14 protein-coding genes are annotated in these 15,169 nt (G+C 69.4%); 4 read left to right on the forward strand and 10 right to left on the reverse strand.

The window, feature by feature from the left end:
* Window positions 1-8 precede the first annotated feature (8 nt).
* The 4 genes from HJ588_RS06005 to HJ588_RS06020 form a co-directional block, all read right to left on the reverse strand.
* Window positions 9-1,394 (reverse strand): MFS transporter, encoded by a 1,386-nt coding sequence (locus tag HJ588_RS06005; protein ID WP_343036615.1) that lies wholly within the window; start codon window positions 1,392-1,394, stop codon window positions 9-11.
* Between the two features lie 45 nt (window positions 1,395-1,439).
* Complete coding sequence (purL, locus tag HJ588_RS06010; protein ID WP_171153030.1) at window positions 1,440-5,369, reverse strand: phosphoribosylformylglycinamidine synthase; 3,930 nt, start codon at window positions 5,367-5,369, stop codon at window positions 1,440-1,442.
* A gap of 85 nt (window positions 5,370-5,454) precedes the next feature.
* Window positions 5,455-5,877 (reverse strand): PPOX class F420-dependent oxidoreductase, encoded by a 423-nt coding sequence (locus tag HJ588_RS06015; RefSeq protein WP_171153033.1) that lies wholly within the window; start codon window positions 5,875-5,877, stop codon window positions 5,455-5,457.
* A 34-nt stretch (window positions 5,878-5,911) separates the two neighbouring features.
* On the reverse strand, window positions 5,912-6,403 hold the full coding sequence (locus HJ588_RS06020; protein ID WP_212755309.1) for an ArsR/SmtB family transcription factor: 492 nt from the start codon (window positions 6,401-6,403) through the stop codon (window positions 5,912-5,914).
* Window positions 6,404-6,460: 57 nt separating this feature from the next.
* On the opposite strand from HJ588_RS06020, the gene HJ588_RS06025 reads away from it, so the two are divergent.
* Window positions 6,461-7,318, forward strand: coding sequence for a S41 family peptidase (locus tag HJ588_RS06025; RefSeq protein WP_171153035.1), 858 nt, complete (start codon window positions 6,461-6,463; stop codon window positions 7,316-7,318).
* Here HJ588_RS06025 and HJ588_RS06030 read toward each other — a convergent pair.
* From HJ588_RS06030 to HJ588_RS06050, 5 genes are all read right to left on the reverse strand, one after another.
* Complete coding sequence (locus HJ588_RS06030; RefSeq protein WP_171153038.1) at window positions 7,308-8,144, reverse strand: Fpg/Nei family DNA glycosylase; 837 nt, start codon at window positions 8,142-8,144, stop codon at window positions 7,308-7,310. The genes HJ588_RS06025 and HJ588_RS06030 overlap by 11 nt on opposite strands.
* Window positions 8,145-8,147: 3 nt before the next feature.
* Entirely contained in the window at window positions 8,148-8,567 is a 420-nt protein-coding gene (gene panD, locus HJ588_RS06035) for an aspartate 1-decarboxylase (protein ID WP_171153040.1), read from the reverse strand.
* A gap of 119 nt (window positions 8,568-8,686) precedes the next feature.
* Window positions 8,687-9,739 (reverse strand): ABC transporter substrate-binding protein, encoded by a 1,053-nt coding sequence (locus HJ588_RS06040; protein WP_212755310.1) that lies wholly within the window; start codon window positions 9,737-9,739, stop codon window positions 8,687-8,689.
* A 31-nt stretch (window positions 9,740-9,770) separates the two neighbouring features.
* Window positions 9,771-10,664 carry an ABC transporter permease gene (locus HJ588_RS06045; RefSeq protein ID WP_212755311.1) on the reverse strand — a complete coding sequence of 298 codons (894 nt, stop codon included), beginning with the start codon at window positions 10,662-10,664 and terminating at the stop codon, window positions 9,771-9,773.
* Entirely contained in the window at window positions 10,654-11,460 is an 807-nt protein-coding gene (locus HJ588_RS06050; RefSeq protein WP_171153042.1) for an ABC transporter ATP-binding protein, read from the reverse strand. The genes HJ588_RS06045 and HJ588_RS06050 overlap by 11 nt, the downstream gene beginning before the upstream one ends.
* 185 nt (window positions 11,461-11,645) lie before the next feature.
* Between HJ588_RS06050 and HJ588_RS06055 the strand changes: the two genes are divergently transcribed.
* Window positions 11,646-13,280 carry an ATP-binding protein gene (locus HJ588_RS06055; RefSeq protein ID WP_171153044.1) on the forward strand — a complete coding sequence of 545 codons (1,635 nt, stop codon included), beginning with the start codon at window positions 11,646-11,648 and terminating at the stop codon, window positions 13,278-13,280.
* Window positions 13,277-13,942, forward strand: a complete 666-nt coding sequence (locus tag HJ588_RS06060; protein WP_171153046.1) for a response regulator — start codon at window positions 13,277-13,279, stop codon at window positions 13,940-13,942. Before HJ588_RS06055 ends, HJ588_RS06060 begins: the two co-directional genes overlap by 4 nt.
* Before the next feature lies 1 nt (window position 13,943).
* On the opposite strand, the gene HJ588_RS06065 is transcribed toward HJ588_RS06060, so the two are convergent.
* The gene (locus HJ588_RS06065; protein WP_171153048.1) at window positions 13,944-14,753 is read right to left on the reverse strand and encodes a fused MFS/spermidine synthase; all 810 of its coding nucleotides are present in this window, start codon (window positions 14,751-14,753) and stop codon (window positions 13,944-13,946) included.
* A gap of 48 nt (window positions 14,754-14,801) precedes the next feature.
* On the opposite strand from HJ588_RS06065, the gene HJ588_RS06070 reads away from it, so the two are divergent.
* Entirely contained in the window at window positions 14,802-15,167 is a 366-nt protein-coding gene (locus HJ588_RS06070) for a sterol carrier family protein (RefSeq protein WP_171153050.1), read from the forward strand.
* Window positions 15,168-15,169 lie beyond the last annotated feature (2 nt).

The following is a 15,169-nucleotide window of genomic DNA, read 5'->3' on the forward strand; positions in this document are numbered from 1 at the left end:
CCGCCTGTTCACACCGCGTCGGCCGAGCGGCCGGTGCTGCGGTGACCGAGCACGCTCACCTCGATCATCAGCAGCACCATCGCGGCGGCGACCACGGCGAACACCGGGCCGCTGCCGTGGTTGTCGAGCACCGGCAACAGGATGAACGGCAGGAATGCCGTGACCAGCTTCGACAGCGAATAGGCAATGCCCGCAGCGGTGCCGCGGATCGCCGTCGGGTAGGAGTCGGCGAGGTAGACGTGGTAGGCGTTGGAGAAGAGGTTTGACGCCACGCTGTAGAGGAAGCCGGCCAGGATGATCTGGGTGCGGCCGTCGGCCAGGCCGAACCACAGCCCGAAGACGGCCATCAGCCCGGCGGTCGACACGACCAGCACCTTGCGCTCCACCCGCTCCACGATCGGCACGGCGAGGATCGACCCGAGCGGGTAGCCGAGGTAGGAAAGCGCCACGAACAGTAGGGAACTGGTGACGCTGTAACCCTTGGCGACGAGGGCGAGCGGCGCGACCGTGCCGAAGCCGTAGTAGCCGAACACCTCGAGCGCCGACATCAGCCAGAGCATCACGCTGCGCCTGGTGTAGGGCGGACGGAACAGCGACCGGATCGAGATCTGTTGTGCCCGAGGAGGTTTCAGGGCGGGGTCCGGATCCGCCAGTTGATGGCCCTCCGCGATCGCCTGCTGCTCGAACCGCGTGGTGATCGCGTCGGCCTCCGCGGTGCGGCCCTGGGTCTCCAGCCAGCGCGGCGACTCCGGCAGCCCGCGGCGGACGAACCAGACCACGACCGACCCGATCGAGCCGATCACGAACAGGTAGCGCCAGCCGTCGATCCCCAACGGCTGCAACGGCGTCAGCCACCGGGCGAGGAAGCCGACCGCCGGCACCCCGAGGAAGGAGACCGTGTAGGCCCACGAGATCAGCCGGCCGCGGGCGTTCTTGGGGAGGATGTCGGACAGGTAGGAGTCGCCGAGGGCGTATTCGGCGCCGATGCCGATGCCGGCGAAGAAGCGGGTGACGACCAGGAACGTCGCGTTGGGGCTGAATGCGCCGAGCAGCGAAAACGTCGAGTAGAACAGCAGATTGACCATGAAGGCCGAGCGCCGACCGACTCGGTCGGCGAAGCGTCCCATGAGGATGGCGCCGAGGAACTGCCCGATGAAGGCCGACGCCAGGAGCCACTTGAGCTGGTCGCCGCCGAGGTCGAACTGGTTCTTCAGCACCACCGAGATGGTGCCGGCGAGGAAGTTCTCGTAGGCGTCGAAGAACAGCCCGAGTCCGATGACTCCCGTCGCCACCCAGTGGAGGCGGGTGACCGGGAGCCGGTCCAGGCGTGCGGAGATCGACGGTGCGGCAGTGGTGTTCGGCTGCCCGGGAAGCTCGGGGTGCTGGATAGACACCCGAAGCAGCGTAGTGACGCCGGCCGGCGCGCGGGCGGGTGTGGGTCAGCCGATCTGGGCGCGGGCGTTGCGGAACATCCGCAGCCACGGGCTCGGGTCGGCCGGCGGCCCGTCGGTCCAGGACAGCTGGATGTTGCGCTGCACGCGCTCGGGGTGCGGCATCATCGCGGTGAACCGTCCGTCCGGGGTGGTGACCGCGGTCAGGCCGTCGGGGGAGCCGTTGGGGTTGGCCGGGTAGGCCGACACCGGTGCACCCGATGCGTCGACGAATCGCATTGCCCGGTGCACGTTTTCGAGGCTGCCACGGGCGGAGAAGTCGGCCTTGCCCTCGCCGTGCGCGACCGCGATGGGCAGCAGACTCCCCGCCATACCGGAGAAGAAGAGTGAGGGTGAGTCGAGCACCTCGACCTGGCTGAGGCGTGCTTCGTACTGCTCGGACAGGTTGCGGGTGAAGCGCGGCCACGCCTCCGCACCGGGGATCAGCTCGGCGAGCGCGGCGAACATCTGGCAGCCGTTGCAGATGCCGAGCCCGAAGGTGTCCGGCCGGTGGAAGAAGTCACCGAAGACCGCCCGCAGCCGCTCGTTGAAGAGCACCGAGCGCGCCCAGCCCTCGCCGGCGCCCAGGGTGTCGCCGTAGGAGAAGCCGCCGCAGGCGACCAGGCCGGCGACGTCGGTGAGGTCGTGGCGGCCGGCTTGCAGGTCGGTCATGTGCACGTCGACGGCCTCGAAACCTGCACGGTGGAAGGCAAATGCCGTCTCGACGTGGGAGTTGACGCCCTGCTCCCGCAGGATCGCGACCTTGGGTGCCGCACCGCGATTGACGTATGGCGCGGCGACGTCGTCCGTCGGGTCGAAGGTGGGGCGCACGACCAGCCCGGGCGACGGTGCGCCGACCGACGAGTGTTCCTCGTCCGCGCACTCCGGGTTGTCGCGGAGCGCGCTGATGCGCCAGGACACCTCGTCCCAGGCCTGCGCCAGGTCGCGGGTGCTCTCGGTCAGCGCCACCTCACCGTCGATCGCGACGGTGACCGACGCGTCCGTCGTCGGCTCGCCGATGAAGTGAGCGAGCGGCGTGAGACCGGAGTCGGCGATCGCCCGCTCGACGTCCGCGCGGCGGGCAGCAGGCACCTCGAGGACCGCACCGAGCTCCTCGGTGAGCAGGGCCTCGACCGAGGGGAGGTCGACGGTCAGACCGCATCCGCCGGCGAACGCCATCTCGGCGAGGGTCGCCCAGAGGCCGCCGTCCGACCGGTCGTGGTATGCCGAGACGAGCCCCTCGGCGCGCAGCCGCGCCACGAGGCGGACGAGTGCGAGCAGCCGCTCGGGATCGTCCAGATCGGCTGGGACACCACCGAATTCGCCATGGACCTGGGCGGCGATCGAGCCGCCGAGACGGTGCTTGCCGGCGCCGAGGTCGACCAGCAGCAGCTCGGTGCCGGCGTCCGGGTGCAGCTGCGGGGTCAGCGTGCCGCGCACGTCCGGCAGCGACGCGAAGGAGGTCACGACGAGCGAGACGGGGGAGCGGACCTCGCGGGCGTCACCGTCGGACTCCCAGCGGGTGCTCATCGACAGGCTGTCCTTGCCGACCGGCACGCTCACGCCGAGGGCCGGGCACAGCTCCATCGCGACCGCGTGCACGGTGTCGTAGAGCGCCGCGTCCTCGCCGGGCCGGCCGGCTGCCGCCATCCAGTTGCAGGAGAGCTTCACCCCGTCGAGCGTGTCGACCGGGGCCGCGATGAGGTTGGTGATCGACTCGCCGACGGCCATCCGGCCGGAGGCCGGGGCGTCGACCGCGGCGACCGGCATGCGCTCACCGGACGTCATTGCCTGACCGGCGAATCCGCTCAGATCCGAAAGGGTTACGGCCACATCGGCGACCGGCACCTGCCAGGGGCCGACCATCTGGTCGCGGTGGGTGAGACCGCCGACCGTGCGGTCGGCGATCGTGATGAGGAAGCGCTTGCTGGCGACCGTGGGGTGTCGCAGGACGGCGTAGGCAAGTTCGCGCAGGTCGACGTCCCGCACGTCGAGGTCGTCGCTGGTGTGCGGCAGGCGGGCCGCGTCGCGGGTCATCCGCGGTGGTTTGCCGAGCAGCACCTCCATCGGCATGTCGATGGGCAGGTCGGGGTGGGGGTCTCGATACGCGGGCTCCCCCGCTTCGCTCCTCCGCCCGCTACTCGACCGGCGCTGGTCGTCGACGACGAGCATGCCGTCGTCGGATGCGGTGCCGATGACGGCGAAGGGGCAGCGTTCGCGCTCGGCCAGCCGGGCGAACTCGTCGAGCGAATCCGGTGCGATCGCAAGGACATAACGCTCCTGCGACTCGTTGCACCAGATCTCCTTGGGCGACAGCCCGCGCTCCTCGAGCGGCACCGAGTCGAGGTGGAAGCGCGCACCGAGCCCGGCGTCGTCGACGAGCTCGGGGAAGGCGTTGGACAGGCCGCCCGCGCCGACGTCGTGGATCGCGAGGATCGGGTTGGCCTCGCCGAGCGACCAGCAGTGGTTGATGACCTCCTGCGCGCGACGCTCGATCTCCGGGTTGCCGCGCTGCACCGAGTCGAAGTCGAGGTCGGCGGCATTGTCACCGGACGCCATCGAGGACGCGGCACCGCCGCCCATGCCGATGCGCATGCCGGGGCCGCCGAGCTGCACGAGCAGCGATCCGCTCGGGAAGCGGACCTTCTCGGTCTGGCTCGCGCTGATCGCGCCGAGGCCGCCGGCGCTCATGATCGGCTTGTGGTAGCCGCGGCGGATGCCGTCGACCGTCTGCTCGTAGACCCGGAAGAACCCGCCCAGCCCCGGCCGCCCGAACTCGTTGTTGAACGCGGCGGCACCGATCGGGCCGTCCAGCATGATCTCGAGCGGGGTCGCGATGTGCTCGGGTGCGCCGTATTGCTGGGTCTCCCAAGGCTCTTCGGCCTCCGGCAGGTGCAGATTGGAGACCACGAAGCCGGTCAGTCCGGCCTTCGGCTGCGAGCCGCGACCGGTCGCGCCCTCGTCGCGGATCTCGCCGCCGGCACCGGTCGCCGCGCCGGCGAAGGGTGAGATCGCCGTCGGGTGGTTGTGCGTCTCGACCTTCATCAGCACGTGCACGTCGTCGGCGCGCTCGACGTACTTGCTTGGTGCGTCAGGGGATTCGGGGATCCACCGGGTGATCGTGCCGCCCTGCATGATCGACGCGTTGTCCTTGTAGGCCACGATCGTGCCGGCGCCCGCCACCTCCTCGGTGTGCCGGATCATCCCGAAGAGCGACTTCGCCTGCGGCTGCCCGTCGACGACGAAGTCGGCGTTGAAGATCTTGTGCCGGCAGTGCTCGGAGTTGGCCTGCGCGAACATCATCAGCTCGACGTCGCTCGGGTTGCGCTGCAGCCCGGTGAACGACTCGACCAGGTAGTCGATCTCGTCGTCGGACAGGGCGAGCCCGAGCTGGGTGTTGGCGGCCACGAGGGCGGCGCGTCCGCCGCCGAGCACGTCGATGCGCTCCATCGGTTCGGCGTCGGGTTCGTCGAAGAGGGCGCCGGCCTGCTCCCGGGAGTCGAGCACGCTCTGCGTCATACGGTCGTGGAGGAGTGCTGCGACGGCGGCGCGTTCGGAGTCGCTGAGTGGCCCTGTCTGCAGGGCGAACTCGGTGACCCGCTCCACCCGGTAGATGTCGAAGCCGCAGCTGTGCGCGATGTCGGTCGCCTTGGACGCCCAGGGGGAGACCGTGCCCACGCGGGGGCTGACGACGAACGTCTCGGTGGCGCCGTCGATCGGCTGGTATACCGGGCCGTAGCTCAGCAGCTCGGCGAGCTGCTGCTCGGCGCGGTCGTCCAGCGGCTGATCGGTCGCGACCAGATGCACGAATCGTGCGGTGACGCCGGTGATCTGCGGGGCGACGGCCCGCAGCCGGGTAAGCAGCGCTGCCGCGCGGAAGGGTGAGAGGGCGGCGCCGCCGTCGAAGGTGGTGAGCGACAGGCCGTGGGTCGGCGTCATGGGTGTGCGGGCTCCAAGGCTCTGGCCGGTATGACGCTCCAGGGTATCGACTCGCCGTGCGTGCGCGGAAAGCGCGCTCGCCGCTTCAGCGCGCGATGCCGTAGATGCGGTCGACGTGCAGGTGCAGCGGCACTCGCCGGTCGGCCACCATGGCCGCGCGGTAGTCGTCCCAGTCGGGGTGTTCGCCGCCGATGGCGCGGTAGATCGAGATGAGCTCCTCGACGGATGCGTCGTCCGGCGCCTGCGCCACCGGCAGCAGGGTCGCGGTCGCGTCGACCGCGGCGTAGGACCAGCCGCCCTTGCCGTTGACCAGCAGGGTCGCGCGCGGGTCACGGCGCAGGTTGGCGGTCTTGGCCCGGTCGTCGGTGATCGAGACCCGGATCAGGTCGCGCTGGGGGTCGTAGGTGTAACTGACGTTGGACAGCTGGGGCCGTCCGTCGCGGCGGATCGTCGCGAGCGTGGCGAGGTCGTGGTCCTTCACGATGTCGACGAGTGCCTGGTCGGTCATCCGGATTCCTTGGGGTGAGAACGGGTATGGCGGGTCAGCTGCGTTGGTAGACACCGACGAGCACGCCGTAGCTCGGCGCACCCGGTGGCGCCTCGGGCAGCTCGTCGACGAGTCGCTCGAGGTGGTCGGCGAGGTGCTGCGCCTGCTCGTGGGTCAGTCGCAGGCGCCGGTTGCTCAGCAGGTGATCGTCATCGTGCGGGATCTCGTCGGCGATTGCCTGCAGCATGGCCCGAGTGGCCGCACCATCCTCGCCGGTGGGGAACAGCAGCCGCCGCGCAGCGGGCAGGTAATAACGCTCGGTGCCGCCGCGGACCGTGCGGGTTGGTCCCTGGCGCACGAGACCGGCGTCGAGGAGCACGCGCAGGTGATGGGAGATGTTGCCCTTGTTGGTGTTCACCAGCCTCGACAACTGGCTGATGGTGGCGCCGTCGGGCGGCAGCGCACGCAGGATCCGGTGGCGCAGCGGGTGCTCCAGAGCCTTGTGCTGCGCGGGCCTGTCCACGACGAGTCGGTCCGGCAGGATCACACAATCAAGCGTTAAGACTTCTTGTCACTTTGTCAACGTCGTCGATCTACTGGCCATATGCAGCCGACGACCGAGCCGATCGACATCCTCCGCGCTCTGGTGCGCGACCACTACGTCTTCGTCGACCGCGGCGTGCAGATCGCCGGCGCGCTCGACGCTGCTGGTCTGCCGTCGCCGGAGCAGCGACCGGCCGATTTCGCGGCCGAGATGACGGCACAGCTGGAGGCGCTCAGTCATGATCGCCACCTGCGGGTGCGGCACCGACCGGCGGGCGCCGCGGACGGCTTCGGCGGGGATGCCTACCGGGAGCAGTTCGGCCGGGAAGCGGTCGCGAACGCCGGTGGGGTCAGGTGCGTTTCGCGCATCGGAGACGGCATCGGGCTCCTGGAGGTGGCGCCCTATCTGTCGCCGATGCCGATGGCGCAGCCCTATCTCGATGCCGCGTTCGGGATGCTGGCCGGGGTCGAGCGTCTGGCGATCGACCTGCGCGCCGGACGTGGCGGGACGCCGGAGACCGTCGCCTATGTGTGCGGCTTCCTACTCGGCGAGGAGGCCGTGCGCCTGCAGGACATGGTGGCCCGGGACGGGACGACCCAGCAGTTCTGGACCAACCCCCGCGCCGGCCGCCTGCCCGAGGAGGTGCCGGTTGCGGTGCTGACCAGCCGCGAGACCTTCTCCGGTTGCGAGGAGCTTGCCTACAACCTGCAATCACTCGGCAGGGCAACGCTTTTCGGCGAGGTCACCGGGGGTGGTGCTCACCCGGTCGAGACCTTCCGCCTCACTGACGTCCTCGAGGTGACGGTGCCGGTCGCGCGATCGGTGAACGCGACAACCGGCGCCAACTGGGAGGGGACCGGCGTCATACCCGACGTCGGGTGTGCGGCGAGCGAGGCGCTGGACCGGGTTACGGAGTGACCTTGCGTCGGCGGGAGCGCGGCTGACAATGCTTGCACCAGAAGAGGTTTCGCCCAGCAAGCTCCTTTACTGACACCGGCGTGCCACACACCAGACACGGCAGGCCGGCGCGGCGATAGACGTAGACCTCGCCGCCGTGCTTGTCCACCCGTGGATCGCGGCCCATCGCCTCGGGCGTGTGCTCGGGGTAGACGGTGTCGATGCGGCCGTCGCGGACTCCGAGTGGCATCAGCTCGGTGAGGTCGTCCCAGAGCGCGTCGAATTCGCTTCTGCGCAGGTACTTCCCGGACATCATCGGGTCGATGCGGTGCCGGAAGAGCGTCTCGGCGCGGTAGATGTTGCCGACCCCGGCAAAGATCTTCTGGTCCATCATCAGCACTCCGATCGGTGTGCTGGACCGGTGGATCCGCGCCCAGGCGACCTCGGGATCGGCGTCCGGGCGCAGCGGGTCCGGCCCGAGCTTGCCGACGATCTCGGCGATTTCGTCGGGCGAGCGCAGCTGACAGACGTTCGGCCCGCGCAACTCCATCGTCACGTCCGGGGCGTATGCCGTCAGACGCCACCGCGCGTTCTCCGTCGGCGGCTCGGCCTCGGCAAAGAAGAAGAACTTGCCGATCAGTCCGAGATGGATGTGCACCTGCTCGGGCACACCCGCGAACCTCAGAAACATGTGCTTGCCGAACGCCTCGGCACCCTCGAACTCGCGACCGTCGAGCAGCGCAGCTTCGGTGAACTTGCCCTGCGGGCTGGTGGAGCGGATCGTGCGATGGCCGAACTCGCGCCCCAGCTCACCGGCGATGCGGTGCGTGACGTGACCCTCCGGCATACGTCAGGTCGTCGCCGGGTGGCGTGGGTCCTGCAGCCCGCTGCCCTCGGGGGCCGAGGCGGGGTCGTGCCCGCAGTCGAACGCCTTGTTGTGCTCGTCGACGAAGACGACGTTGCCGGTGAACCCCCGCGCCTCGTCGTCGTCGACCTGCCCGTAACCGATGATGATCACCAGGTCGCCGACGTCGATCAGGTGGGCGGCGGCGCCGTTGATGCCGATGATCCCGCTGCCGGCGTCACCGGTGATGACGTAGGTCGTCAGGCGGTTGCCGTTGGTGATGTCGACCACGTCCACCTGCTCGCCCTCCAGCAGGTCGGCGTCCTGCATCAGCAGTGCGTCGATGGTGATCGAGCCGACGTAGTGCAGGTCGGCCTGGGTCACCGTGGCGCGGTGGATCTTGGACTTCATCATCGTCCGGAGCATGCTCCGATCGTAGTCTCGCCCCGGCATACCTCCTCATCGAGCGGCCCACAAACGCCTCGAGGGGCACAGCCGATCACGTGAATCGTCTGTGCCCCTCGAGGCGTAGCTGTGCCCGTCGATCACTTGGCGTTCTTGGCGAACTCCGTGGTGTAGGTCTTGGTGATGTCGATGGTGTCCTTCTTCGGCTTCACCGAGGGGGAGAAGGAGCCGAGCACCTCCAGGGCGTTCTTGGCGCCGGCCTCGTCGATCACGCCGGTGTCGTTGAACATGCCCTTGGAGTCGGTCAGCGCCTTGGTGTAGAGGCTCGGGTCGCTGCCCTTGTAGTCGGTCGGCATCTTGGCCGCGATCTGTGACGCATCGTTGGCCTTGATCCACTTCAGCGTCTTGACGAACGCGTTGGCGAGCTTCTGCACGGTCTGCGGGTTCTGCTTGACGTAGTCGCAGGACATGTAGAGCGAGCTCGCCGGGTAGAGGCCGCCGAGCGCGTCCTTCGTGCCGGCCTCGGTGCGCATGTCGAGCAGGATCTTGCCCTCGCCGGTCTTGGTCAGCTGGGCGACGGTCGGGTCGGTCGTCATGCCCGCGTTGATGCCGCCGGACTTCATCGACGCGATGAACGTCGAGTCGGCGCCCGCCTTGACCGTCGTGTACTGCGTGCCCGTGATGCCGGCCTTGCCGGTGAGGTATTGCGTGAGGAAGTCGGTCGAGCTGCCCTGACTGGTGACGCCGAGCTTCTTGCCCTTGAGGTGCTTGGTCGAGGTGATCGAGGCGGCGTCCTTCTTGGAGACCATCTCGACCTCGCCGGGCACGTTGGCGAACTGTACGACGCTCTCGAGGCACTTGCCCTTGGACTGCATGTCGATCGTGTGGTCGTAGAAACCGACCACGCCCTGCGCCTTGTTGGCCACCAACGCCGTCTCGGCGGTGACGCCGGCCGGGGTGTCGACGAGTTCGACGTTGAGGCCCTGGTCCTTGAAGTAGCCGAGCTGCTGGGTCAGCGCGGCCGGCAGGTAGATCACCTTGCTCATCCCGCCGACCATGATCTGGACCTTGTCGCTCGAGCCGCCGCCGCTGGCGCCGCTCGCCGCGTTGTCCTTCTTGGTGGCGCACCCGCCGAGGGCGAGGACTCCCGCCATACCGAGGGCGGCCACACCGGCAATTCGCTTGTGCATCATGAGTTTTCCTGACTTTCGTGAAGGGGAGGGGTCAGACCGCGACGGACTCGGACTGCGACGGGGGACGCCACTTGAGCAGGCGCCGCTCGACATACCCGAGGACGAGTTCGGCGATCAGGGCGAGCACCGTGCTGATGACCATGCCGGCGTAGATCGCGGCCGAGTCGAACGAGGCGAGACCGGTCGAGATGAGCAGGCCGATGCCCTTGGTGGAGCCGGCGAACTCGCCGACGATCGCGCCGATCAGCGCGAAGCCGAACGCGGTGTGCAGCGACGCGAGGATCCACGAGGTGGCGCTGGGTACGACGATCGAGCGCAGCACCTGGAAGCGGCTCGCGCCGAGGATGCGGGCGTTGTTGACCAGGTTGCGGTCGACCTCGCGGGCGCCCTGGAAGGCGTTGAAGAAGACCGGGAAGAACACCAGCACCGTCGCGGTCGCGATCTTGGACTCCATGCCGAGCCCGAACCAGATGATGAAGATGGCGGCGAGCACGATGCGGGGCACGGCGTTGGCGGCCTGGATGAACGGCGCGAGCACCTCCGACAACAACCGCGCCCGGCCGAGCAGGATGCCGAGGATGACGCCGGCGACGGCGCCGATGACGAATCCGTAGACCGCCTCCTGCATGGTGACCGAGATCTGCTCCCAGATCGAACCCTGCGCGGTGCCGTCGGTGAACCAGGTGACGAGCTTCTTCCAGATCAGGCTCGGCTTGGAGTAGAAGAACGGGTCGAACCACAGGTTGACCGAGATCTCCCAGAACGCCAGCACCGCGACCAGCAGCGCGACGCGCAGCGTGTAGACGAGGGCCTTGTGGCGGCGGATCTGGGCGCGGGGGTCCTTCGTGGCGAGCGGCGTCGCCATACGGCCACTGGAAGCGCTGGCTTCGTCGGTCCCCGGGGCGTCGAGGGTGCTATGCGACACGGGCTGCTCCTTGCTTGCGCGCCGTCTCCACCTCGGAGGACAGCGATTGCCAGACCTTGGAATAGGTTTCGATGAATTCGGGGGTGAGCCGCAGCTCCTCGACGTTGCGGGGACGCGGCAGGTTGATGCGGAAGTCGTCCTTGATCCGGGCCGGGCTCGCGGTCATCACCACGACGCGGTCGGCGAGGGCGATGGCCTCCTCCAGGTCGTGCGTGACGAAGATGACCGCCGTGCCGGTGCCCGACCAGAGGTCGAGCAGTTCGTTCTGCATGAGGGCCCGGGTCTGCACGTCGAGGGCGGAGAAGGGCTCGTCCATCAACAGGATGCGCGGCTCGTTGACCAGCGTCTGGGCGAGCGCGACGCGCTTGCGCATGCCGCCGGACAGCTGGTGCATGTAGGACTTCTCGAAGCCGGCGAGGCCGACGCGGGTGATCCAGTCCTGCGCGCGGTCGTGCGCCTCCGACTTGGAGACACCGCGCCAGATCGGGCCGGCGGCGACGTTGGCGATCACGTTGCGCCAGGGGAGCATTGCGTCCGCCTGGAACATGTAGCCGACGCCGTCGGGGATGCCGCGCACCGGCGATCCGGCGACGTCGACCGTGCCCTCCGACGGCGGCTCGAGGCCGGAGACGAGCGACAGGGTCGTCGACTTGCCGCAGCCGGTCGGGCCGACGACCGCGACGAATTCGCCTTCACCCACGGTCATCGAGATGTCCGACACGGCGGTGTGGGTGCCGCCGTCGGCCTTGAGGAATCGTTTGGTCGCGTGTGACAGCTCGACGAGCGGTGGTGTCATCGCGGCCCCCTTCCGTGGCGTTTTTGTGACCGCAGTCACATCGTTCGGTTCGGGGCTGGACGTTAGGGGCAGCGCGGGATGGCGCGGCAGTCTTGCTCGCGTTGCTGCGTTTTCGCGCGCTCGGCGCGTTTTGCGCGTTTCGCACCGAGGGGGTGTGAGCCGTGTCACGCACTAGGGTGACCGCCATGATCCGCGCCACCGGACGCGATCAGCGGGCCCGCCGAGTCCCCTTCACCCGCCAGATGGTGCTGCTGCAGGTTGCCGTCGTCGCGGCGCTCGGTCTCGGCAGCCTGCTGGTTGCCGGCTTCTTCCTGCGCAGCACGCTGTCGACGCAGTATGAACAGCGTGCGCTCGCGGTTGCCCGCGCGGTCGCGTCGGATCCGGGACTCGCCGACGCCGTGGTGCGCGAGGACCAGCCACGGGTGCAGCAGATGGCGATGGCGCAGCAGAAGTCGACCCACGCGCTCTTCGTGGTCGTCACCGACGATCGCGGCATCCGGCTGGCGCACCCGGACAGCGACGAGATCGGGAAGATGGTCAGCACCAACCCGCGCGAGGCGCTCGCCGGACGGGAGAACACCTCGATCGACCGCGGCACCCTGGGCCTGTCGGCGCGGGGCAAGGTGCCGCTGCGTGACGACACCGGCCGGGTGGTCGGCGAGGTGAGTGTCGGCTTCGCCGCGAGCGAGGTCGGCCACGCGCTGCGCAAGGCGTTGTTCGTCACCGCGCCCTGGACGTTGCTGGCGCTGCTCGTCGCGGTGCTGCTGACGACCATGCTCGGCCGCCGGCTCAAGCGGCTGACCCTCGGGCTGGAGCCGTCGGAGGTGGCCGACCTCGTGCGCGAACGCGAGGCGGTGCTGCACGGCATCAGCGAGGGTGTGCTCGCCGTCGACACCCGGCGGCGCGTCACGATGTGCAACGCAGAGGCAAAACGGCTGCTGGACAAGCAGATCGTGGTGGGTATGACGCTCGACGACCTCGAGTTGCCCGCCGGGCTGTCGCGATCGCTCTCGGCACCCAGCCACGGGGACTCCGAGCTCGTGACCGCCGTCTCGGGCAGCCGGGTGCTGGTCGCGAAGCATCGACCGGTGCAACTGGAGGACGGCACCGACCTGGGTGCGGTGCTCACTGTGCAGGACCGCACCGAGCTCGAGCAGCTCACCAGCGAGCTCGCGGCGGTGCGCAACCTGACCGGTGCGCTCCGGGCACAGCGGCACGAATTCGCCAACCGCATGCACACCGTCATGGGCCTGCTGCACACGCGCGCAGTGGACGACGCTATCGAATACCTTAGCGACAGTGCGAAATTCGCCACCACCGACCAGTCGGAGAACTCCTCGGCGGTGCAGTCGAACACGATCCGGGCTTTCTTCGCCGGCAAGCAGTCGTATGCCGCGGAATCCGGCGTGCGGCTCACTCTCTCGGAAGAGACCTGGGTGCCGCGCAAGCTGGTCGCGCCGGTCGAGGTGATCACCGTGCTCGGCAACCTGGTGGACAACGCGATCGAAGCGGCACGCACGTCGGCGGCGCGGCCCGCCGTCGTCGAGGTCGACCTGCTCGCGGACGGCCGGACGCTCGTGATGTCGGTCGCCAACACCGGCGACGGCATCAGCGAGGAGCGCGCGGCGGCGATCTTCGTGGAGGGCGTCAGCTCCCGCGGGACTGGGCGCGGCATGGGTCTGGCGATCGCCTGCAGGACCGCGGAGGCACTCGGGGGTCAGCTGCGGCTCACGGCGCGCGGCGACGACAACGGCGAGACGGTGTTCGTGGCACACCTGCCGGGTGTGCTCGCGGACGAGGACCTCCGGGAGGGTCAGTGAGGAAGGTGCTGGTCGTCGACGACGACTTCCGGGTGGCGGGCGTGCACGCGTCCTACGCCGCCGCGGTGGACGGGCTGGAGGTCGCGGCCGTCGCGCACACCGCCGCGGCGGCGCTGGAAGCGGCCGATGCGCTGCGGCCGGAGCTGGTGCTCCTGGACAACTACCTGCCCGACCGTCCGGGTCTGGAGGTGTGCGCCGAGCTCGCGGCGACGTCGTGCGACGTCATCATGATCACGGCCGACTCCTCTGCGGAGACGGTGCGCGCCGCCTTCTCGGCGGGGGCGCTCAACTATGTCGTCAAACCCTTCCCGGCCGATCAGCTGATCCGGCGACTGAAGGCGTGGCAGCGTTATCGCGGGCGCGTCGACCGCGGCCTGCTCGACCAGGATCAGATCGACACCGCGCTGCGCGCGCTGCACGAGGGTGATCGTCCGCAGACCCCGAAGGGGCAGTCGTCGGTCACGGCGTCCCTGGTGCGCGACGCGCTCGAAGCCGCCGACGGGCCGACGACCGCGGCCGAGCTCGGCAGCGAGCTGGGCGTCGCACGGGCGACTGCACAGCGCTATCTGGCGGCGCTCGTCGACGAGGGCGTCGCGTCCATGCGCCTCAGGTATGGCGGGACCGGTCGGCCGGAACACGAATATGTCTGGAAGCGCGGCTGATTCAGCGCACGCGCCACTTGCCCGGATCGGGCGGCGCCGGTGACGGTTGGATGTCGTCGTCGGTGAAGGGCTTCGCGGTGCCCCGCAGCGCAGCGGCCGGTCTGGCGGTCGCCGGCGCGGCCAGCCTGGGCAGCCGGCGCCTGACCTCGTCGATGTCGATCGGCGAATCCGACGCGAAGACAACGTAATTGCCGAAGCGCCGGCCTTTCATCACCTCGGCCGTGGCGAGCACGATAGCGTGCGGGAAGCAGGTGGCGATGGTCGCGAGCGCCCTCGCGAGGTGCCGCCGGTCCGGCTCGTCCGCCAGGTTGAGCAGCGCGAGACCGCCCGGCTTGAGGACGCGGGCGTAGTGGGCGATCGCGGTCGGGGACAACAGGTCCGCGGGCACGCGGCCTGCGTCATACGCATCGAGGACGAGGGTGTCGGCGGCATCGTCGCGGAGCGCGGGAAGTCCGGTTGCCCCGTCCTGCGGGCGGATTCGGATGCGGTGGCCGCGGGGGAGCGGCAGTGCACCGCGCACTGCGTCGGTGAGGGCGGCGTCGGGTTCGAGGACGATCTGCGTCGAGCCGGGACGGGTGTGCTGGACGTATCGCGCGAGGGTGAGCCCGGCACCGCCGATGTGGGTGGCCGCGACCGGCCCGGGTGGCAAGAGATCGATCCCGATCGCGAGCTGGGCGACGTACTCGAAGACGAGCAGCTCCGGGTCGGCCGGGTCGACGTGCGACTGCGGGTGACCGTCGCGCAGCACGGTCACTCCACCGCGGTCGTCCGGCACGAACTCGAAGCCGCCGTCGGCGCTCGTGGGGCTCACCGGATCAGGGTATGGCGCGGCGCGCGCCCTGCGGCAAGATGGTGCGACGTGGCGGCTCGGAAGATCGACGCGGAGCAGGGACGTGCGGCAGTGCTGGCGTGGTGCGCCGACGCCGCGGTCGATCGGGCGACCCTGGCGACGGCGGTGCGCTTCACCCTGCAAGAGCTCGCGCTGCAGGCGCCGGGCCGCAGCGTGGAGGTGCGGGTGCCGCCGTTCGGGGCGGTCCAGGTGGTGGAGGGGCTGACCCATCGTCGGGGCACGCCGCCGAACGTTGTTGAGTTGCAGCCGGATTCGTGGATGCAGCTGGTCGTGGGCGATGTCACCTGGGAGCAGGCGGAGGCGGCCGGCCAGGTGTCCGCGTCCGGTTCGCGTGCTGACCTGTCGGCATACCTGCCGTTGCTGCGTCGGCCGTAGGC

Source organism: Flexivirga aerilata (assembly GCF_013002715.1).
Classification (GTDB): domain Bacteria; phylum Actinomycetota; class Actinomycetes; order Actinomycetales; family Dermatophilaceae; genus Flexivirga; species Flexivirga aerilata.